The organism is Herbiconiux sp. VKM Ac-1786, assembly GCF_015350805.1.
Lineage (GTDB): Bacteria > Actinomycetota > Actinomycetes > Actinomycetales > Microbacteriaceae > Herbiconiux.
Window position 1 is genome coordinate 775609 of record NZ_JADKSG010000001.1, and the last position, 18777, is coordinate 794385.

Annotated in this window: 18 protein-coding genes; 4 read left to right on the forward strand and 14 right to left on the reverse strand. The window is 73.6% G+C overall.

Annotated elements, in window-relative coordinates; all coding sequences use genetic code 11:
- Window positions 1–27: 27 nt before the first annotated feature.
- Window positions 28–1266, forward strand: coding sequence for an S-methyl-5-thioribose kinase (gene mtnK, locus ITJ64_RS03840; RefSeq protein ID WP_194679442.1), 1239 nt, complete (start codon window positions 28–30; stop codon window positions 1264–1266).
- Between the two features lie 237 nt (window positions 1267–1503).
- Here the strand turns inward: mtnK and ITJ64_RS03845 are convergent, their stop codons facing one another.
- Complete coding sequence (locus ITJ64_RS03845; protein WP_194679443.1) at window positions 1504–2298, reverse strand: SDR family NAD(P)-dependent oxidoreductase; 795 nt, start codon at window positions 2296–2298, stop codon at window positions 1504–1506.
- A 104-nt stretch (window positions 2299–2402) separates the two neighbouring features.
- Between ITJ64_RS03845 and ITJ64_RS03850 the strand changes: the two genes are divergently transcribed.
- Window positions 2403–3308, forward strand: coding sequence for an aminotransferase class IV (locus tag ITJ64_RS03850; RefSeq protein ID WP_194679444.1), 906 nt, complete (start codon window positions 2403–2405; stop codon window positions 3306–3308).
- A 102-nt stretch (window positions 3309–3410) separates the two neighbouring features.
- Here ITJ64_RS03850 and ITJ64_RS03855 read toward each other — a convergent pair whose 3' ends face one another.
- On the reverse strand, window positions 3411–3689 hold the full coding sequence (locus ITJ64_RS03855) for a GlsB/YeaQ/YmgE family stress response membrane protein (protein ID WP_194679445.1): 279 nt from the start codon (window positions 3687–3689) through the stop codon (window positions 3411–3413).
- A gap of 123 nt (window positions 3690–3812) precedes the next feature.
- Between ITJ64_RS03855 and ITJ64_RS03860 the strand changes: the two genes are divergently transcribed.
- The gene (locus ITJ64_RS03860) at window positions 3813–4484 is read left to right on the forward strand and encodes a response regulator transcription factor (RefSeq protein ID WP_370545015.1); all 672 of its coding nucleotides are present in this window, start codon (window positions 3813–3815) and stop codon (window positions 4482–4484) included.
- A gap of 142 nt (window positions 4485–4626) precedes the next feature.
- On the opposite strand, the gene mtnB is transcribed toward ITJ64_RS03860, so the two are convergent.
- The 4 genes from mtnB to ITJ64_RS03880 form a co-directional block, all read right to left on the reverse strand.
- Complete coding sequence (gene mtnB / locus ITJ64_RS03865) at window positions 4627–5343, reverse strand: methylthioribulose 1-phosphate dehydratase (RefSeq protein ID WP_370545016.1); 717 nt, start codon at window positions 5341–5343, stop codon at window positions 4627–4629.
- Complete coding sequence (gene mtnC / locus ITJ64_RS03870) at window positions 5340–6089, reverse strand: acireductone synthase (protein WP_370545017.1); 750 nt, start codon at window positions 6087–6089, stop codon at window positions 5340–5342. The genes mtnB and mtnC overlap by 4 nt, the downstream gene beginning before the upstream one ends.
- Before the next feature lie 141 nt (window positions 6090–6230).
- On the reverse strand, window positions 6231–7391 hold the full coding sequence (locus tag ITJ64_RS03875; protein WP_194679446.1) for a phosphotransferase: 1161 nt from the start codon (window positions 7389–7391) through the stop codon (window positions 6231–6233).
- The gene (locus ITJ64_RS03880; RefSeq protein ID WP_194679447.1) at window positions 7388–8470 is read right to left on the reverse strand and encodes a methylthioribose-1-phosphate isomerase; all 1083 of its coding nucleotides are present in this window, start codon (window positions 8468–8470) and stop codon (window positions 7388–7390) included. Before ITJ64_RS03880 ends, ITJ64_RS03875 begins: the two co-directional genes overlap by 4 nt.
- Window positions 8471–8637: 167 nt before the next feature.
- Between ITJ64_RS03880 and ITJ64_RS03885 the strand changes: the two genes are divergently transcribed.
- Complete coding sequence (locus ITJ64_RS03885) at window positions 8638–9393, forward strand: DUF2510 domain-containing protein (protein ID WP_194679448.1); 756 nt, start codon at window positions 8638–8640, stop codon at window positions 9391–9393.
- On the opposite strand, the gene ITJ64_RS03890 is transcribed toward ITJ64_RS03885, so the two are convergent.
- The 8 genes from ITJ64_RS03890 to ITJ64_RS03925 all read right to left on the reverse strand — a co-directional run bounded on the left by ITJ64_RS03890 (window position 9372) and on the right by ITJ64_RS03925 (window position 18730).
- Window positions 9372–10085: an HAD hydrolase-like protein gene (locus ITJ64_RS03890; RefSeq protein WP_194679449.1), complete on the reverse strand. Its 714-nt coding sequence runs from the start codon at window positions 10083–10085 to the stop codon at window positions 9372–9374. The two genes, ITJ64_RS03885 and ITJ64_RS03890, sit on opposite strands and share 22 nt — an antisense overlap.
- A gap of 122 nt (window positions 10086–10207) precedes the next feature.
- On the reverse strand, window positions 10208–11134 hold the full coding sequence (locus ITJ64_RS03895) for an endo alpha-1,4 polygalactosaminidase (protein WP_370545018.1): 927 nt from the start codon (window positions 11132–11134) through the stop codon (window positions 10208–10210).
- A gap of 82 nt (window positions 11135–11216) precedes the next feature.
- A complete protein-coding gene (locus ITJ64_RS03900; RefSeq protein WP_194679451.1) occupies window positions 11217–11921 on the reverse strand; it encodes a response regulator transcription factor in 705 nt (234 codons plus the stop codon).
- Window positions 11918–13282, reverse strand: a complete 1365-nt coding sequence (locus ITJ64_RS03905) for a sensor histidine kinase (RefSeq protein WP_370545019.1) — start codon at window positions 13280–13282, stop codon at window positions 11918–11920. The genes ITJ64_RS03900 and ITJ64_RS03905 overlap by 4 nt, the downstream gene beginning before the upstream one ends.
- A gap of 5 nt (window positions 13283–13287) precedes the next feature.
- Window positions 13288–14124, reverse strand: coding sequence for an ABC transporter permease (locus ITJ64_RS03910; RefSeq protein ID WP_194679452.1), 837 nt, complete (start codon window positions 14122–14124; stop codon window positions 13288–13290).
- Window positions 14121–15068: an ABC transporter ATP-binding protein gene (locus ITJ64_RS03915; RefSeq protein WP_194679453.1), complete on the reverse strand. Its 948-nt coding sequence runs from the start codon at window positions 15066–15068 to the stop codon at window positions 14121–14123. Before ITJ64_RS03915 ends, ITJ64_RS03910 begins: the two co-directional genes overlap by 4 nt.
- 119 nt (window positions 15069–15187) lie before the next feature.
- Window positions 15188–17347, reverse strand: a complete 2160-nt coding sequence (locus tag ITJ64_RS03920) for an acyl-CoA dehydrogenase (protein ID WP_194679454.1) — start codon at window positions 17345–17347, stop codon at window positions 15188–15190.
- A 129-nt stretch (window positions 17348–17476) separates the two neighbouring features.
- Window positions 17477–18730, reverse strand: a complete 1254-nt coding sequence (locus ITJ64_RS03925) for an MFS transporter (RefSeq protein ID WP_228507651.1) — start codon at window positions 18728–18730, stop codon at window positions 17477–17479.
- Window positions 18731–18777 lie beyond the last annotated feature (47 nt).

Below are 18777 nucleotides of genomic sequence, written 5' to 3' on the forward strand. Positions count from 1 at the left end.
AGGACCACCAGGACCACCAGGACCACGATGACCGACTTCACCCAGCTCACCGCCGACACCGTCGCCGCCTACCTCGCGAGCCGTCGCGCCCTCGCCGCCGTGATCGACGCCGACCGCATCGCGTCGGTGCGGGAGGTCGGCGACGGCAACCTCAACCTCGTCTTCATCGTCGAGGACGCGGGCGGAGCATCCGTCGTTCTGAAGCAGTCGCTGCCCCACGTGCGCACCGACCCGTCGTGGCCGATGACCCGCGAGCGCTCGGCCCGCGAGGCCACCGTGCTGGGCGAGCACCAGCGCGCCGACGCCGAGCACGTGCCCGCCCTCTACGACTTCGACCACGAGCACTACGTGCTGGCGATCGAGAACCTGTCCGACCACCGGGTCTGGCGCACCGAGCTGAACGCCGGCCGGGTGCACGAGTACGCGGCCGACGCCATCGGCGCCTACGTGGCCCGCACCGCCTTCGCGACCTCGCCGCTCGGCCTTGACCCGCTCGAGCACAAGGCCCTCGTCGCCCGTGCGGTGAACCCCGAGCTCGCGCAGATCACCGAAGACCTCGTCTTCACCGAGCCGTACGTCGAGCACCCGCACAACAAGGTGCTGCCGGCGAACGAGCCCGACGTGGCGGCGCTCCGGGCCGACCGGGCGCTCGTGCGCGAGATGGGGCTGGCGAAGTTCCGCTTCATGACGACCGCGCAGTCGCTCATCCACGGCGACCTGCACACCGGGTCGGTGTTCGTGCGGCCGGCCGGTGGTTTCGAGGGGGCGACGGATGCTCGAGCCTCCGTGCGCGCGTTCGACAGCGAGTTCGGCTTCGTGGGCCCGACGGGGTTCGACCTCGGCGCTCTCTGGGCGAACCTGATCCTGGCGGCGGCCCGCGCCGAGGCCCTCGGCGAACCGGATCGCGCCGAGCTCGTGCTGTCCCTCCCCGGCCGCCTCTGGGGAGCCTTCGAGCGCGAGTACCGGGCGCTCTGGCCCGAGCGGCTCGACCCGCGGGTGTGGGGCGACGAGGTGCTCGAGCAGCTGCTGGCGGGCATCCGCGACGATGCCGCGGTGTTCGCGGCCGCGAAGGCCGTGCGGCGCATCGTAGGGTTCGCGAAGGCGAGCGACATCGAGACCCTGCCGCCCGCCCAGCGCGAGGGCGCGGCCCGCGGCGTGCTGCACGCCGGCCGCTCGCTCGCCCTCACCCGCCACGGCATCGCCGACGTCGACGCCCTGGCGGCCGAGTCCCTCGCGACCCTCCGCGCGACCCGCACCCCGCGCTAGCCGCGGCCCCCGCGCCGCCACCGACCCCACACGCGCCCAGCCCCGCCGCACCGTCGCGAGGCACCCACGCCCGCGCCGCCGTCACCCGCGCCCAGCCCCGCCGCGCATCGCCGCCCGGCCACCCCACGCCAAGACCGCCGCCCGCGCGACCCGCCCCGCCGTGCATCCACTGCCCGGCCGGCCCGCGCCGAAACCGCCACACCGCGCGACCGGCCCGCCGCGCATCCGCCGTGAGGCCTAGGGCACGATCGAGTCGACGTACCCCCCGTCGACCCGCACCGCCGCCCCCGTCGTCGCCGAGGCGAGCGGCGACGCGAGGTACACCACGAGGTTCGCGATCTCGACCGGCTCGATCAACCGCTGCAGCAGCGACTGCGGACGGTGCACGCGCATGAACTCGCGCTGCGCCTCGTCCCAGTCGAGGTCCTTCGAGACGAGCTGGTAGACGAAGTCCTCCACGCCGCCGGTGTGCGTCGGCCCCGCGATCACCGAGTTCACTGTCACGCCCGTGCCCGCCGCCGCCTTCGCGAACCCGCGCGACACCGCGAGCAGCGCCGTCTTCGACACCCCGTAGTGGATCATCTCGGCCGGGATCACCAGCGCCGAGTCGCTCGCGATGTCGAGCACCCGCCCCCAGCCGCCCTCGATCATGCCGGGCAGGTAGTGCCTGATCAGCCGCACCGCCGTCATCACGTTCGTGTCGAAGTACCGCCGCCACTCCTCGTCGGGGATCTCGAGCGCCGACGCCTCCCCGAAGATGCCGAGGTTGTTCACCAGCACGTCGACCGCGGGCACCCGCTCGAGCAGCCGGGCTGTGCCCTCGTCGCTCGTGATGTCGGCGTCGACCCCCGAGATCACGGCATCCGGATGCTCGCCCCGCAGCCGCTCGACCGCCTCCGCCACCCGCTCCGCCGATCGCCCGTTCACGACCACGTCGGCCCCGGCCGCGGCGAGCCCCTGCGCGATGGCGAAACCGATGCCCGACGTGCTGCCGGTCACGAGGGCGGTCTTCGAACTCAGGTCGATTCTCATGCCCCCATCCTGTTGCGTTGCTCCGCTGAGCGGTAGTCGTGGGTGAGACTGTCAGGGGCCCGGCGAACGGATGCGCGGCCCGCACGACACGAGGAGCACCCACCATGACCGAACCGACGACCGTGCAGAACGACGACGTGGTGGTGTTCCTGGCGGGCGGGAACGGCCGCGCATCCGCCCCCCTCGTGCCCGTGCCCCAGTCGGACGCCGCGGTGAACGTCGCCGACCTCGCGGTCACCCGCGGTGACGGCGTGTTCGAGTCGATCGGCGTCGTCGGCGGCCGCCTGATCGAGCTGCCCCGGCACCTCGCCCGCCTCGCCCACTCGGCCGAGCTGCTCGAGCTCCCGCCACCCGATCTCGCCGCCTTCGAGGCGGCGGCGCACACGGCCCTCGCCGCTCACGCCCCCGCGCCCGAGCTGCTGGTGAAGCTGTTCCACAGCCGCGGCGTCGAGACCCCCGCCCACACGATCGACGGCCCGACGGGCTGGGTGCAGGTGCTCGAGGGCGCCGACCACACCGCGGCCCGGCGCGACGGCGTACGCGTCGTGCTGCTGGATCGCGGCTACCGCAGCGACATCGCGCAGACCGCGCCGTGGCTGCTGCAGGGTGCCAAGACCCTCTCCTACGCCCTCAACAAGGCGGCGCTCCGCGAGGCCGCCCGCCGGGACGCCGACGACGTGGTGTTCGTCTCGACCGACGGCGTGCTGCTGGAGGGTCCGACGGCGAACGTCGTCGTGCGCCACGGTGACGTGTTCCGCACCCCGCGCACCGACCTCGGCATCCTGGCCGGCACGACGCAGGCCGCGTTCTTCGACACCGTGCGCGCCCAGGGCCTCACGGCCGAGGAGGCCGTGCTGACGCCCGACGACCTCACGACCGCGGACGCGGCCTGGCTCTGCTCGAGCGGTCGCCTGCTCGCGCCCATCCGCTCGCTCGACGGCGCCCCGCTGCCCGTGGACGCGCACTTCACCGCGCACGTGCTCACCCAGGCCTTCGGCCTCCCCACCTGACCCTGCCCACCCGCCCCCAAGGCGGGCCGGGTAGCGCAAACGGCCCTCCCCCGACAGGGGAAGGGCCGTTCGCGCGACCCCGAGGGGCCCGAGTGGATGCGCTCAGCGACGCGCGGCGCTGCGCCCGGCGAAGCGGGTCCAGATCAGCAGCACGATGATCGCGCCGATGATCGAGCCGATGATCCCGGCGGGCTGGAAGAAGCCGTCCATCGGGTCGCGCTGGAAGATCAGGAAGCCGAGGAAGCCACCGACGAACGAGCCGATGACTCCGAGCAGGATGGTCATGGGGATGGAGATGCTCTGCCGACCGGGGACGATCAGTCGGGCGAGCGCACCGGCGATGAGGCCGATGACGAGGAGGCTGATGATGAGTCCGAGCATGATGTCTTCCTTCGTTCGTGCGCCCGGTTCTGAGCGACTCCGTTCAGCGAACCACCCTCCGAGGTGTACCGGGACACCCCTAGGGGTGGTCTTCGCATCCCGGCACCGGGGTAGGTTCGGAGTGTGACCGATTCGACGAAGCAGCCCATCCGCGTGGCCCTCGTCGACGACTACGACGTCGTGCTCACGGGCCTCGCGCACATGTTCGACCGCTACCGCGACCGCATCGTCATCTGCGAGATCGACGCGAACGCCGAGCTCAGCGACGAGGTCGACATCGTGCTCTACGACTCCTTCGCCCAACCCGAGTCGGATCGCCAGGAGCTCGCCGCCCTCGTGAAGAACCCGCGGGCGAGCCGCGTGGTCGTCTACACCTGGAACTTCCAGCCCGAGCTCGTGGAGAGCGCCCGCACGCAGGGCACCCACGGCTACCTCTCCAAGACGCTGCCCGCCCGCGAACTCGTGGCCGCGCTCGAGGCGGTGCACGCGGGCGAGCGCGTGGTCAGCGAGCCGCCGAGCAAGCGGGTCGGCAGCGCCCCCGGGCTCGACTGGCCGGGCCGGCACGAGGGCTTCACCGAGCGCGAGTCCGAGATCCTCGCCCTGATCACGCAGGGCAAGAGCAACGCCGAGGTCGCCGCGCTCACCTACCTCAGCGTCAACACGATCAAGTCGTACATCCGCGAGATCTACCGCCGCATCGGCGCGGCCAGCCGCACGCAGGCCGTGCTCTGGGGCGTCGCCCACGGCTTCTCCCCCGACCACCACCGCATCGACCACTGGCTCGGCGGCCCCTGACTGGTCCGCATCCGGGCAGCGGATGCTCCGCGGCGCGGTCGCGCAAAGGGCCCTTGTGGCGCGAACGAAGGGCCGCTTGCGCGACCCGGCCCCGTCCGGGCGGGGGGGGTGGAGTGGGGCGCGGGCGGGGCGCGGGGTGGGGTCAGCGGGTCGCGAGGGCGATCTGCAGGAGGGCCTCGGTGAGCTCGAGGTGCCAGCGGGCCTGGCGCAGGTCGGCGCCCCACGCGTAGATGCCGTGCGAGGCGACGATCAGCGCCGGCACCTCGGCGACGCCGTCGGCCGCCGGGCGGTAGACGCGCTCGAAGTCGTCGCCGAGCACGCGCATGTCCTGGTGGTTCTGCACGACGGGGATGATCACGCGCTCGCCGTGGGCGGAGTGGCCGATGCCCTTCAGCATCTCGAGGTCCTCGAGCTCGACGCCCTCGGGCCAGCGGTGGCCGGCGCGCACGGCGGCGAGGGCGTGCACGTGGATGCCCGCGCCGGCGCCCGTGACCGCGGCGATCCGGGCGTGCAGGCCGGCCTCGGCGGAGGGCTTCCGCGCGAGCCCGAGCGAGGAGGTGAGCGCCGAGGAGTCGGCGGCCCAGTCGCCGTGCTCGTCGACGACGACGATGTCCGAGGCGGTGAGCTCGCCCTTGTCGAGGCCCGAGGCGGTGACCGCGAGCCGCAGCGGGTCGCGGTCGAGGGTCACCGAGAGGTTGCCGGCTGTGCCGGGCATCCAGCCGAGCGCGGCGAAGCGGGCCGACTCGGCGGCGAGCGCGACCCCGGCCGACCGCAGCGAGCCGGCCGTCACCCCGTGCGTCGAGCCGCCGTGCGTCGCGCCGGCCGGCGCCGTGCCGCCGTGCGTCGAGCCGGTGCTCACGGCGCCACGACCTCCACGTCGGCGAACGAGGTGACGACGGTGGCTGTGCCGAAGCCGGCCTCGAAAAACGGCTCGCCCTCGCGCGAGAACGCGACGACCTGCCACCCGGCCTCGAGCGCCGCCGCGACCTCCCCGGGGTTGTCCGTGAAGAACACGAGCTCCGCAGCCGGGACGCCGAGCGCCGAGGCGATCGCGTCGTACGAGGCGGCCTCCTTCTTCGGGCCGGCCTTGATCGTGTCGAAGTAGTCGGTGATCAGCGGCGTCAGGTCGCCCTCGGGCGAGTGCCGGAACCACGGCACCTGCGACGCCACCGACCCCGACGAGAACACTGCGAGCGCGACGCCGTGCTCGTGCCAGTCGCGCAGCTTCGGGATGACGTCGTCGAAGAAGTGCGACGAGATCTCGTCCCGCGCGAAGCCCTCGGCCCAGATCTGGCCCTGGATGGTCTTCAGCGGCGTGGCCTTGACGTCCTGCTCCATCCACTCGTGCAGCACGGCGACCACGGCGTCGGTCGTGGCGTCGGCGGGCAGCGCCGCATCGCGGATGACCTGCTCCCGCGCCTCGGCGATCGCGGCGTCGTCGGCGTGCTCGTCGATCCACGCCGCGAGCCGGGGCCGCGCGTAGTCGTAGAGGTCGCCGAGGATGAACCCGGCCGCACTCGTCGTGCCCTCCAGGTCGACGACGAGGCAGCGCGCCGTCACCATCAGCGGGTCGGGGGTGGGGGCCGGCGGGTTCTCGATGGTCACGGTCGTTCCTTCGCGTCGGTGGTTGGAGGTCGGGCGGTAGCGGGTCGGGCGGGAGGTCGGGCGGTAGCGGGTCGGCGGGAGGTCGGCGGCGGGTGGGTGGCGGGTCGGCGGTCGGTCGGCGCGCGGCGCACGCCGTCGGCGTCAGGATGCGGGCAGGGCCTCGCCCGTCAGCACGTGGTGCCGGGCCGCGTCGAAGAGACGGATCGACGCCTGCCCGAGCACGGCCCCGGGCAGCGACTCGATGTCGGCGGCGTGCGAGAAGCCGACGGCGCGGCGCATCCCCTCGACGCCGGCGAAGCGCCAGGCGTCGCGCGAGATCGCGGCGAGCGACGGCGACGCGGCACCGGCCGCGTCCCAGACCTCGGCGAACGCGTCCCAGCTGGTGTCGATCGCCGAGCGCCGGGCCGCGGCGAGCGCCGGCTGCCCCACCGCGTCGGCCGCGATCGCGGCCAGCTCGAGGTTCGCCCAGAACAGTCCGAGGTCCATGCCGATCGGCCCCACGAAGCTGAACTCGGGGTCGAACACGACCACCCGCTGCGCCCCGGTCGGCCGCCCGATCATCACCGATCCGGTGTGCAGGTCGCCGTGGATCAGCGCCTCGTGCCGCGTCTCGAAGTCGTGCCGGATGCTCGCGACGGCCGCGCGCATCCGCTCGTCGTCGTAGAGGGCCGCGACGCGCCCGTCGAGCGCCGCGTGCCAGTGGTTGTGCTCGTGCCGCCGGTAGGGCTCGTCGAGCACGACATCGAGTGTCATGCGGCAGAGCTCGGGGTTCGCGGCCGTCTCCACCAGTTCGGCGTGCGCGGCCGGGCCGAGCGCCGCGACCGTGGTGGAGGCGGCGAGCTCGGCGACGAACCGCCCGACGACCTCGCCGAGGCCGGCGTAGTCGATGTCGACCGCGTCGGATCCCGACACGACCTGCCGCACGAGGGCGTCGCGCAGCACGTCGAGGGCGCTCAGGTCCTCCATCACGAGCACGTAGCGCTCGGGGTCGAACGCGACGATCGCGGGGATCGACTCGGGCACCCGCTCGGCCAGCCGCTCGTAGGTGCGGGCCTCGGACGCGATGCGCCCCGGGTCGACCGGCCAGTCGGGCCCGACGACCTGCACCCACGGCGGCGCCTGCTTCACGGCGAGGCTGCCGAGCGGGCCGCGCGCGATGAAGACGCGGTTCATGTTCCCGGCGGTCACCTCGTCCACCCGCACATCCGCGGCCGAGGTGGCGATCCGCCCGAGCAGCCCGGCCCCGTCGAGGTAGCCCACCACGTCGTCGCGCCCGACGAGCAGCTCGTAGGCGGCGCTCATCGCGCACCCTCCGCGTAGTACGACCCCACCCGCCCGGGCTCGAACGCCCCCCGGTCGGTCACGATCCGGCTGACGAACCGCGCCGGCGTCACGTCGAACGCCGGGTACCAGGCGTCGGTCACGAGCGCCGAGGCCGTGCGCCGCCCGAGGGTGTGCAGCACCTCCGCGGGGTCGCGCTCCTCCACCACGATGTCGGCGGCCGTGAGCGCCTGCGCATCCGGAGCCTGCACCAGCGCGTAGAACGGCACCCCGAACGCCGACGCGGCGACCGCGAGCCCGAGCGTGCCGACCTTGTTCACGACACTGCCGTCGAGCGAGACCCGGTCGGCCGCGGTGACGAGCGCGTCGATCGGCCCGAGCGTCGAGCCCGGGGCGAGCGCGGCGGCGCCCATGCCGTCGGTGATCAGCGTGACGTGCTCGCCGAACTCCGCGAGCGTGTGCGCGGTCAGCCGCGCGCCCTGCAGGTAGGGCCGGGTCTCGGTGGCCACCCAGTCGAACCGCTTGCCGGCCTCGCGGGAGGCGCGCACGAACTCGATCAGGTACGTGTCCATCCAGCAGTGGGTCAGGATGCGCGCCCCGTCGGGCAGCAGCGCCGCCGTCTCGACGCCGAGCCGCCGGCTGCGGTCGCGGTAGCTCTGCGCCCCGCTCCGGGCGCTCTCGACCGCGGCCTCGACGAGGGCGGCGGTGGCGCGGGCGTCGTCGGCTCCGGATGCGCGGGCCGCCGCCAGCGCCGCGTCGACGTCGCCCAGCACCCGGTGCACGGCCTCGCGGGGGTGACCGTTGGTCGGACGGGCGCTCTCGAGCGCGAGCCCCGCCACGCGCATCCGCTCGCGCGCCGCCTCGGGACCCAGCCCCGCGACCTGCAGCGCCGTCAGCTCGAGCCCGGCGTAGGCCGCGAACAGCGGGCCGGAGCTCTGCGTGACCATGGCGCGGATGGCCTCGGCCACCTGCTCGGCGTCGCCGGCCTCGACCCAGCTCACGGTCTCGGGGAACACCCGCCGGTCGAGGATGCGCACGACCCCGCCCGCGACCCGCACGGAGTCGTCGAGCGCGGGAGTGATCTCGGTGCTGCTCGTCATGCCCTGCCGCCCACTGCCCGTCCCGTCGCCAACCCCCTCGAGGATACCGCCTGCACCCGGACGCCCACCCGGCGGACGACATCGGGAGACGCACAGGGGGTGTCGGCCCGGCTCCCAGACGGGCGGATCGGCGGGGCCTCTATGCTGTGGGTGACGAAGGGGGCGCAGTGAGCCAGACGGATGGACAGGGCGGCACGGCAGCAGGCTGGTACGACGACCCGGCGGGGTCGGGAGGCCTGCGCTGGTGGGATGGATCGCGCTGGAGCGACCACGTGCAGCCCGCGCAGCAGCACGACGCGCACGCGCACCAGGCGGCGCAGCAGCCCGCGCAGTCGCAGCAGCCGCAGGCACCCGGCCAGTACGCCTACCCCACCGCCCCGGCGTACGGCGCGCACCCCGGCGCCGAGCCGCGCCGCGTCGACCCCGGCACCCCGGTGTACGGCCCCTTCATCTGGATCCTCACCCTGCTCCCCGCGCTCAGCCTCCTGCTGCTGCCCCTGTCGTTCACGGGCTTCGAGGACATGATGCGCTACGAGCTGCAGTCCGGCAGCGGCGGCTACACCATGGGCATGACCGGCGGCCTCTCGGGCGCCGCGCTGCTCGCCCAGTCGGTGGCCACCCTGTTCGGCTGGCTGATCTACGGCGCCGGCGTCGTGCTCGCGTTCTTCGACCGCAAGTGGCTGCTGGCCCGCGGGTTCGACCGTCCGTTCCACTGGGCGTTCGCGTTCATCCCGGCGCCGGTCTACCCGATCGGCCGCTCCATCGTGGTGCGTCGCCGCTCGGGCCGGGGCATCGCCCCGATGTGGGTGTCGATCGCCCTGCTGGCCCTCAGCCTGATCATCGGCATCGCGGTGACCGTCTGGATCGTCAGCGTCACCGTCGGCATGATGAACTCGCTCGACTACGGCTCGTTCAGCAGCTGACCCGCAGGCGCCGGAACCCGGCGGGCCGAGAGCGGTGCGGCCACGATCGCCGGCAGCTCGTCGAGGTCGCCGATGACGTGCAGCGCCCCGGCGGCGCGGAGGGCCGGGGCGTCGGCGGGAGCATCCGTCACCCCCACCGGCAGATAGCCGGCCACCGAGGCGCAGCGCAGGTCGTCGGGGTCGTCGCCGACGAAGAACGCCCGCTCGCGCACCGCCCGGTGCCGCAGCAGCAGTTCGAGGGTGTCGCCGACGCCGGTGTCGACCGAGTTCCAGACCGGTGGCACCTGCAGCGCGCGCTGGTCGAAGCGCACCGCCGAGGGTGAGGCGCCCGACACCACGCCGAGCCACGCGCCCGCCCCGGCGAGGGCGCGCAGGCAGTCGGCCGCCCCCTCGCGCAGCTGCGTGCGCGACTCGGCGAGCGCCGCCGTCCACTCCTCCTCGGCCGCCGGCACGTCGGCAGGCTCGACCCCGAGCCGCTCCAGCAGCTCGCCGAGCGGCAGCCGGAAGCGCAGCGCGAACTCCGCCTCCCCCAGCGTCCGCAGCCCCCGCCGCGCGAGCACCGTGGTCAGCGCCGCGTGCGCGTGGTCGGAGTCGATCACGATCGTGCCGTTCCAGTCGAACAGCAGCATCGTGTCGACCAGGGTCGAGTCCGTCCGGTCTCCGGATGCCCGCCCGCCGCTTCTCGTCCTCACGCCCGCCCCGTTCCGCGGGAACCGCACCGCCCCACCGCCTGCGCCTCATCCTGCACGCCCCCGCAGGCGCGCTGCGGTGACCCGCGCCGACGCCCAGGTGAACGGACGGTGAAGACCCCGTGTCAGCAGCGGTCGTACACGTGCCCCTTCGCCCCCGCCGGAGCGAGCGGCCGGTCGCGCAGCACGATGCCGGCGGGGCGTGACGGATCGGCGCAGACCTCGGCCCAGGTGCCGCTGAGGTGTCCGGCGTACTCGATGTCGAGCACCTGCGCGCCGTACACCTCGGTGTAGCTGCCGCACTCGGCGAAGCGCTGGCACTCCTCGGCGACCGCGAAGTCGAAGCCGATCTGCGTGTGCCCGCGCGCGCCGAGCTCCGGCGTGTTCTTCTGCCCGGCCGCGAGACCGTTCTGGTGCGCGATGCCCACCAGCATCGTGGCGAACTGCACCGCCTGCTCGAGCCCGAAGGCGCCGTCGGAGCGGGTGTAGGAGTCGAGGTTGTCGAACTCGACCGCGTCGAAGCCGCTGCCCGCGCAGCCGGCGATCGTCACGGCGATTCTGTCGGCGAGGGCCGCGCGGTTGTCGGGCGTCGAGATGTCGAAGATGGTCTCGTCGGGCCAGCCCGGGTCGGCGACCGGCTCGCCCTCGTCGTCGCGCAGCACGAGCACCTCGGGCCAGTTCTCGCCCGGCTGGCTCTGGAAGCCGTTGACGTAGCAGATGCTGTACACGCCGGTCGCGGGCGCCGCCGTGCTGTCGCGGGCGACGACGTTGACCCCGGCCGGGGGTTCGTAGGCACCCCCGAGCTGGTAGTCGAACACGGGGTCGGCGGGCAGGGGGCGGATGCGCGGCGGCACGGCCGCGTCGACCTGCGCCGTGGCGCTCGGCGTCGGGGTCGCGGTCGCGGTGGCGCTCGGCGTGCCCGTGCCCGTGCCGGTGCCCGCGCCGGCCGCCTGGCCGTCGTCGTCGGGGCCGGACGCGCAGGCGCCGAGCCCGAGCACCGTGACGGCGACGAGGGCGACCGCCGCGGCGCGATGACGGAGTGCAGGGACCACGAGGCCGATCGTAGCGGGGCGAGTCGAGCGCGTCATGGGAAGCGGCCGACAACCGAACCGCAGGCTCCGCCGCTCCACGGGCTCAGACCAGCCCGGCCCCGTAGGCGAAGATGACGGCCTGCACCCGGTCGCGCAGCTCGAGCTTCATCAGCACCCGCCCCACGTGGGTCTTGACCGTCGACTCCGAGAGGAAGAAGCGTGCCGCGATCTCCGAGTTCGTCAGGCCCTCCGCCATGGCGACGAGCACCTCGTGCTCGCGCTCGGTGAGCGTCGCGAGGAGGGCGGGAGCGGCGCCCGGGGTGCCCGGCGCGGGGTCGGCGGGACGCGCATCCGCCCCACCGGCCGGGAGCTGGGGGCCGAAGAGCTCGAGCAGCTTGCGGGTGACCCGCGGCGAGACGGCGGCGTCGCCCGAGGAGACGGCGCGGATGGCGGCGACGAGCTCGGCGGGCTGGGCGTCCTTCAGCAGGAAGCCGCTGGCGCCCGCGGAGAGCCCCGCGAAGGCGTACTCGTCGAGGTCGAAGGTGGTGAGGATGATGATGCGGCTGGCGGGGTTCGCCGCCACGATGGCGCGGGTGGCCTCGATGCCGTCGAGCCCGGGCATCCGCACGTCCATCAGCACGACGTCGGGGGTGAGCCGGGCGGTGGCGGCGATCGCCTCGCGGCCGTCGCCGGCCTCGCCCACGACCTCGAGGTCGTCGTACGACTCGATCACCATGCGCATGCCGAGGCGGATGAGCTGCTGGTCGTCGACGAGGAGCACCCGGATGCGGGCGGGGGCGTCGGTCATGGGGTGCCTTCCTGAGGGAGTGAGGTGGGCGCGGGAACAGGCGCCGGGTCGCCCAGCCGCGCCGCCACGCGCCAGCCGCGGGTGCCGAGCGGCCCGGCGGTGACCGTGCCCCCGTGCACCTGCACGCGCTCCCGCAGCCCGATCAGGCCACGGCCCGAGCCCTCGGAGGCGGCGGCGCGCGCCGGCTCGAGTCCGTCGTCGAGCACCGTGATCGAGATGCCGGCCGCGTCGTAGCGCAGCTCGACGTCGACCCGGTCGACGTCCATCGCGTAGCGGAGCGCGTTCGTCAGGGCCTCCTGCACGACCCGGTAGACGCTGAGCTGCAGCACCGAGTCGGCAGGAGGGCTGCCGATGCTCGTGAAGCGCACCGGCAGACCGGCCGCACGGAAGGTCGCGACGAGCTCGGGCAGATCGGTGACGCCGGGCTGCGGGGCGAGGGCCGCGGGCGACGACCCGGCGACGCCCGGCCCGCTGTCGTCGTCGGCGAGCACGCCGAGGGAGCGGCGCATGTCGGTGAGCGCCCGGCGGGCCGTCGCACCGGTCTGCCGCACGGCCTCCTGCGCCGAGGCGGGCGCCGTGCCCGAGCGGGCGAGGCTCGCCTCGGCGCCGTCGCTGAGCGCGACGATCACGGTGAGGCTGTGGGCGACGATGTCGTGCATCTCCCGGGCGATGCGGGCGCGCTCGGAGGCGACCGCGAGCTGGGCCCGCTGGTCGCGCTCGCGGGCGAGCTGGGCGGCCCGCTCCAGCAGGGCGTCGATGTAGCGGCGCCGGTTTCCGAAGGTGATGCCGACGAGGGTCGCGATGACGCAGAGGAACGCGATCAGGATGCCGAACGCCACCGTCGCGATCGGGTCGCCGGTCTGCAGCGCCGTCGCCAGCACGCCGGTGCCCGCGGCCGCGGCGGTGCCGATCCAGGCCGCTCGGGTGGATCGATAGACGGCCAGGGCGTACAACGCGAACAGCACGGGCGAGACGTCGAGCTGCGGCCCGTCGGGCGAGGGCAGCAGCATCGCAGCGATGCAGATGCCCGCCGTGATCACCGGCACGTGCCGGCGGAACAGCAGCGCCACCGCCACGGCCGCCGCGCCGTAGAGCAGCATCGCCGGGAAGAGCGGGCTGCTCGTCACCGGGTCGTCGCCGAACGGGGAGCCGACCAGCACGGCGATGGCCGACACGAGCGCCCAGATGCCCATCGGCACCGCGTAGGTGCCGGCGATCAATCCGTCGAGCAGCCACGGGTGCCGGTTGAAGAACGAGCGGATGAAGCCCGGCGGTTTGGGCAGACGCAGGTCCTCGGCGCTCGGCGGGGGTACCGCCGGCGCCGAGGTCCGGATGCCCGGGCCCGAGGGCCCCGTCGTCACCACTGTCAGGCATCCCTCCGGCGCATCAGGATCGCCGCGGGCACTGCGAACAGGGCGATCCACCCGAGCATAACCAGCACGGACTGCCAGGGCTCGAAGACCCCGCCGCCGAAGAACAGCGTCTGGCCGGCCGAGCCGGGCAGCCAGTCGGCGAGCACCGAGGCCCAGTCGGCGGCGATGAACGAGATCACCGAGGGCACGACGAGCAGCAGCCCGACCGCCGCGGCGATCCCGCCCGCCGTGTGCCGCAGCAGGGCTCCGATGAAGAAGGCGACGAGCCCGATCAGCGCGAGGTAGCCGGCGGCGCCGACCAGGTGGCCCCAGACCTCGACGTCGGCGAGGTCGCTCTCGACGCCCTTGGCCTGGAGCATCGGCCAGGTCACGGCGTAGCTCGCCAGCACCGAGACCAGGCCGACGACGAAGCTCGTGACGCCGAACAGCAGGGCCTTCGCCCAGAGCACCGGAAGGCGCGTGGGCACCGCGGTCAGGCTCGAGCGGATCTGCCCGGTGCCGTACTCGCCGGTGATGACGAGCACGCCGAGCACCGAGATCACGAGCTGGTTGAACAGGATGCCGAGGGTCGACACCTGCACGGCGGCCTGCGCGGCGGCGGCGGGGTCGGCTCCGGCCGCCGCCGTCAGCTCCTGGGGCTGGGTGAGCACGAGCAGCGCGCCCATGCCGATCTGCAGGGCGATCAGGATCGCGTACGCCCAGACGGTGGAGCGCAGGGTGGTCAGCTTGATCCACTCGCTGCGGAGGATCCCGGTGAAGCGCAGCCGCGCATCCGGAACCGGCTGGAGCGTGACCCGCGCGGTGGCGGGGGCGGTCGTCGCGGCGCTCATCGGGCCACCTCCTCGGTGACGGCAGCGGCCGGTTCACCGGTGAGGGCGCCCGTGCGGTACTCGACCTCGTCGCGGGTGAGCGAGAGGTACGCGTCCTCGAGCGAGCCCTGCACCAGGGTCAGCTCGTGCAGCGGCACCCCGAGGGCCGCCGCCACGTCGCCGATCGCCTCGGCCCGGGCTCCGCGCACCTCGATGGTCGTGGCGTCGACGCTCGTGACGGTGATGTCGGGCTGACCGAGCCGGCCGGCGATCTCGTCGATGCGCGGGCTGCGCACGCGCACGAAGCCGCCGGTGGAGCCGAGGATGTCGGCGACCGGGGCGTTCGCCACCACGCGCCCCTTGCCGAGCACGATGATGTGGTCGGCGGTCAGCGCCATCTCGCTCATCAGGTGGCTCGACAGCAGCACCGTGCGGCCCTCGGCCGCGAGCTGCCGGGCGAAGCCGCGCACCCAGAGCACGCCCTCGGGGTCGAGGCCGTTGACGGGCTCGTCGAGGATGAGGGTGGCCGGGTCGCCGAGCAGCGCTGCGGCGATGCCGAGCCGCTGCCCCATGCCGAGCGAGAAGCCGCCGACGCGCTTGCGGGCGACGCTCTCGAGGCCGGTCAGGCCGATCACCTCGTCGACCCGCCGCACCGGGATGCCGTGGGTGGCCGCGATGGCGCGGAGGTGGTTGCGGGCCGAGCGGCCGGTGTGCACCGCCTTCGCGTCGAGCAGCGCGCCGACCTCGCGGAGCGGCGCCCGGTGCTCGGCGTAGGGCCGGCCGTTCACGGTGACGCGGCCGGAGGTCGGCCGGTCGAGGCCGACGATCATCCGCATCGTGGTGGACTTGCCCGCGCCGTTCGGGCCGAGGAAGCCCGTCACCTGCCCGGGGCGCACCGTGAAGTCGACGCTGTCGACGGCCGTCCGGGCGCCGTAGCGCTTGGTCAACGAGGTGGCTTCGATCATGGGCTCTCGTGCTCCTGTGCTCGTAATTCGCGCGCTCTCTGCGCCGATTCCACGCTACGGATGCCCGTGCCGCCCCTCATCGGACCCCGGTGCCGTGCGGCTGGTACCGGGGTACGAACCTACGACGTCTTCTTCTGCTTCTTCTCCTCCACCGGAAGGGTGCCGGCGGCCCGGGCGGCCTTGTAGTACTCGCGGGCCTCGCTCTGACGGGCCTTCTCGGCACCGCTCGCGATCGAGGCGCGGATGTGCTCGGGGCCGTAGCCGAAGGCGTTCACCAGGTCCTGCGCGTGCGGGCGCAGGCGGGCCGAGAGCCGCTCGGTGTAGAGGCCCACGGCGCGGGCGCGGCTCGGGGAGAGCCGGCCGTTCATCAGGTACCAGGCGAGGTGCTTCTCGATCAGGCCGAGGCCGAACAGGTCGCGGAGCCAGGTCAGCACGACGCGGGTGCCGTCGTCGAGGCCGTCGGGGCTCGTGCCGTCCGACCCCTCAATGGCCTCGGTGAACGCCTCCCACTGCAGCAGCTCGGCATGGGCCCTGGCCGCTTCGATGATCTCGGACTGGTGCAGGTTGAACAGGTCGGCCGCATCCTTCTTCGACAGCTTGGCCGCAGGGCGGAGCTTGCCGGCGACCTCGCCGACCATCGTCTCGACCCGGTCGGTGAGCAGCTGGCGCTGGGCCGCCGACTCGCGCAGCTGGCCGACCGAGCGAGCGGTCGAGCCGAGGTCGGCGACGGTCTGCGCGAAGGAGCGGAGCCCGGAGCCGTTGACGGTGCGACCCGCGGCCTGCTCGACGACGTAGCGGGCGAGCACCCCGAAGTCGGCCTTGGCGAAGCGGCGGCCGTAGTCGCTCAGCAGCCGCTTGGCGACGAGCTGCAGCAGCACGTGGTTGTCACCCTCGAAGGTGGCGTAGACGTCGAGGTCGGCGCGGAGCCCGACCAGGCGGTTCTCGGCGAGGAAGCCGGCCCCGCCGCAGGCCTCGCGGGCCTCCTGCAGCGTGTCGAGCGCGTGCCAGGTGCTGAGCGGCTTGAGCGCCGCGGCGAGGGTCTCCAGGTCCTGCCGGCCCTCGTCGGTGTCGGCGACGCCCGAGAACACCTCGTCGAACTTCGTCAGCAGCTGCTCGTGGGCGAAGCTCGCGGCGTAGGTGGTGGCGAGCTTGGGCATCAGGCGCTTCTGGTGCAGCTGGTAGTCGAGCAGCACCTCCTCGTCGGTGTCGCTGCCCGCGGTGAACTGGCGGCGCTCGTTGCCGTAGGTCACGGCGATGGTGAGCGCGATCTTCGCGGCGGCCACCGAGGCGCCGTCGAGCGAGACGCGGCCCTGCACGAGGGTGCCGAGCATGGTGAAGAAGCGGCGGCCGGGGCTCGCGATGCTACTGGAGTACTCGCCGTCGGCGCTGACGTCGCCGTAGCGGTTCAGCAGGTTCTCCCGCGGGATGCGCACACCGTCGAAGTGCAGCCGCCCGTTGTCGATGCCGTTCAGCCCGCCCTTCAGGCCGTCGTCCTCCCCGCCGATGCCGGGCAGGAACTCGCCCGTGGCCGCGTCGCGGATCGGCACGTAGAAGGCGTGCACGCCGTGGTTGACGTTCTTCGTGATCAGCTGCGCGAAGAGCACCGCGGCGATGCCGTGCTTCGCGGCGTTGCCGAGGTAGTCCTTCCAGGCACCCCGGAACGGGGTGTCGATCACGAACTCGCCGGTGGCCTCGTCGTAGGTGGCCGTGGTGCCGATGGCGGCGACGTCGGAGCCGTGCCCCGTCTCGGTCATGGCGAAGGCACCGGGCACCTCGAGGCTCATGATGCCGGGCAGGAAGGTGCGGTGGTGGTACTCGGTGCCGAGGTGCAGCACGGCGGCGCCGAACAGGCCCCACTGCACGCCCGACTTGATCTGCAGGCTCGGGTCGGCGGTGACGAGCTCCTCGAAGCCCGCGATGTTGCCGCCGTGGTCGTCCTCGCCGCCGACCGACTTGGGGAAGGCGCGGTGCACCTGACCGTCCTCGACCAGCAGCTTCAGCTGGCCGAACACGCGTTCGCGGTGCTCGTCGACGCTCTGGCCCTCGATGCGCTGCATCTCGGGACGGGCGGTGAGCTCGCGGGCGGCGAGCCGCACCTCGGCCCAGGTGCCGAGGAGGTAGCGGCCGAGCCACTCGACGTCGGTGCGGGCGACGACCACACCGCTGCCCGTGGCCCGCTTGGGCAACCGGGCCGAGGCGTCGAGCTCGCTGTCGATGCGGGCGGCGTCGGTGTCGGCCTTGGGGTCGATGCCCTGCGTGTTCTCGATCGTGTTCGTCATCGTCATCCTCGTCGTCGTGGCTGATTCCACGGTAGGAGGAGCGCCGTCGAGGGCGAAACGGCCGGTGACGGGCCTACAAACGGGGGGCGAGGGGGTGCGTGGAGCACTGTGGACATCCCACAGTCGTTCTCAGGATCCACCCACCGAGGCAGACAAAGAGCCGGGGTCGGCCCGCGGGGCGGTGCGGCCGCGCATCCGCTCGGCGACCGCCAGCAGGATCGTCACCAGGGCGAGCACGGCGAGGGCCTGAGCCGCGAGGTCGACGGCGGTCGCGAGACCGAGGGCCGTCGCCGCGGCGCCCGCCGCGACCGCGGTGAGCGCCTGGAGGAGGTAGGAGAAGAGGTACACGAGCGACAGCACGGCGCCTCGGTGGGCCGACGGGGCCGCCCGGTTCGCGAGGCCGAGACCGCCGGTGAAGGAGAAGGAGTAGCCCACGCCGCCGACGATGCACCAGGCGAAGAACAGCGGGAGCGACCCCGAGGAGGCGGTGGCCGCCATCAGGCCGAGGCCGGCCAGCGAGATCACGCCGCCGGTCACGATGGCCGGCACGGGGGGCACCCGGCCGAGCAGCAGCGCCGTCGCGCCGATGGTCGCCGAGGAGACGCCGAGCAGCGCGCCGACCACCAGGAGGTCGGTGGTGCCGGTCAGCTCCCGCGCCATCTGGGCGCCGAGCGAGAGGAAGATCGCACCGATGCTGTAGGCGGTCGAGACCGAGAGGGTCGCCGCGGCGAAGGCCAGGGCGATGCCGCGCGGGAGGCGGAGGGCCTGCGGGCGGAGGGCGGAGCGCGCATCCTGACCCGCCACCGCTGCCGGACGGTCGTCGGGAGTCAGCAGCACGGCGACGAAGGCGAGGAGCGCGAGGGCGCCGAGCACGACGAAGCCGAGCACGAGCGGCAGCGGGGCGTACTGGGCCAGGAGGCCCGAGACGACCAGCGCGAGCGTGAGGCCGGTGGAGGTCGAGACGGTCGTCATCGAGCTCGCCCGCCGCGGGTTGGCCCAGAGCGTGTTCTCGACCAGGGCGGCGCTGGCCGCGCCGAGGGCGAACCCGGTTCCGACGCCCTGCATTATGCGGCCGGCGAAGAGCCAGCCGACGTTGGGCGCCAGCGCGAACACGAGCGCGGCGACAGTGAGCAGCGCGATGCCGATCAGCATGGCGCGGCGGCGGCCGATCGCGTCGCTGATGCCGCCGAACAGCAGCAGCACGACGAGCAGGGCCACCGGGTAGGCGCCGAAGACCGACGTCGTCACCACCGGCGGCAGCGACCACTCGGCGGCGTAGACCGGGTAGAGCACGCTCGCCGCGCCGCTGGACCAGAGGCAGAGCGCGAGCACCGCGGCGGCCGACCAGAAGGTGCCCCGCCGGCCGAAGCGCGCTGTCGTCATTCGGCAACAGTACGCGCCGGGCGGGCCCGGCCGGCCGGGGTGTGCTC

Excerpts from the sequence above, each read along its gene's own strand:
- mtnK (WP_194679442.1), top strand. The coding sequence starts at position 28 with ATGACCGACTTCACCCAGCTCACCGCCGACACCGTCGCCGCCTACCTC.
- ITJ64_RS03845 (WP_194679443.1), bottom strand. The coding sequence starts at position 2,298 with ATGAGAATCGACCTGAGTTCGAAGACCGCCCTCGTGACCGGCAGCACG.
- ITJ64_RS03850 (WP_194679444.1), top strand. The coding sequence starts at position 2,403 with ATGACCGAACCGACGACCGTGCAGAACGACGACGTGGTGGTGTTCCTG.
- ITJ64_RS03855 (WP_194679445.1), bottom strand. The coding sequence starts at position 3,689 with ATGCTCGGACTCATCATCAGCCTCCTCGTCATCGGCCTCATCGCCGGT.
- ITJ64_RS03875 (WP_194679446.1), bottom strand. The coding sequence starts at position 7,391 with ATGAGCGCCGCCTACGAGCTGCTCGTCGGGCGCGACGACGTGGTGGGC.
- ITJ64_RS03880 (WP_194679447.1), bottom strand. The coding sequence starts at position 8,470 with ATGACGAGCAGCACCGAGATCACTCCCGCGCTCGACGACTCCGTGCGG.
- ITJ64_RS03900 (WP_194679451.1), bottom strand. The coding sequence starts at position 11,921 with ATGACCGACGCCCCCGCCCGCATCCGGGTGCTCCTCGTCGACGACCAG.
- ITJ64_RS03910 (WP_194679452.1), bottom strand. The coding sequence starts at position 14,124 with ATGAGCGCCGCGACGACCGCCCCCGCCACCGCGCGGGTCACGCTCCAG.
- ITJ64_RS03915 (WP_194679453.1), bottom strand. The coding sequence starts at position 15,068 with ATGATCGAAGCCACCTCGTTGACCAAGCGCTACGGCGCCCGGACGGCC.
- ITJ64_RS03920 (WP_194679454.1), bottom strand. The coding sequence starts at position 17,347 with ATGACGAACACGATCGAGAACACGCAGGGCATCGACCCCAAGGCCGAC.
- ITJ64_RS03925 (WP_228507651.1), bottom strand. The coding sequence starts at position 18,730 with ATGACGACAGCGCGCTTCGGCCGGCGGGGCACCTTCTGGTCGGCCGCC.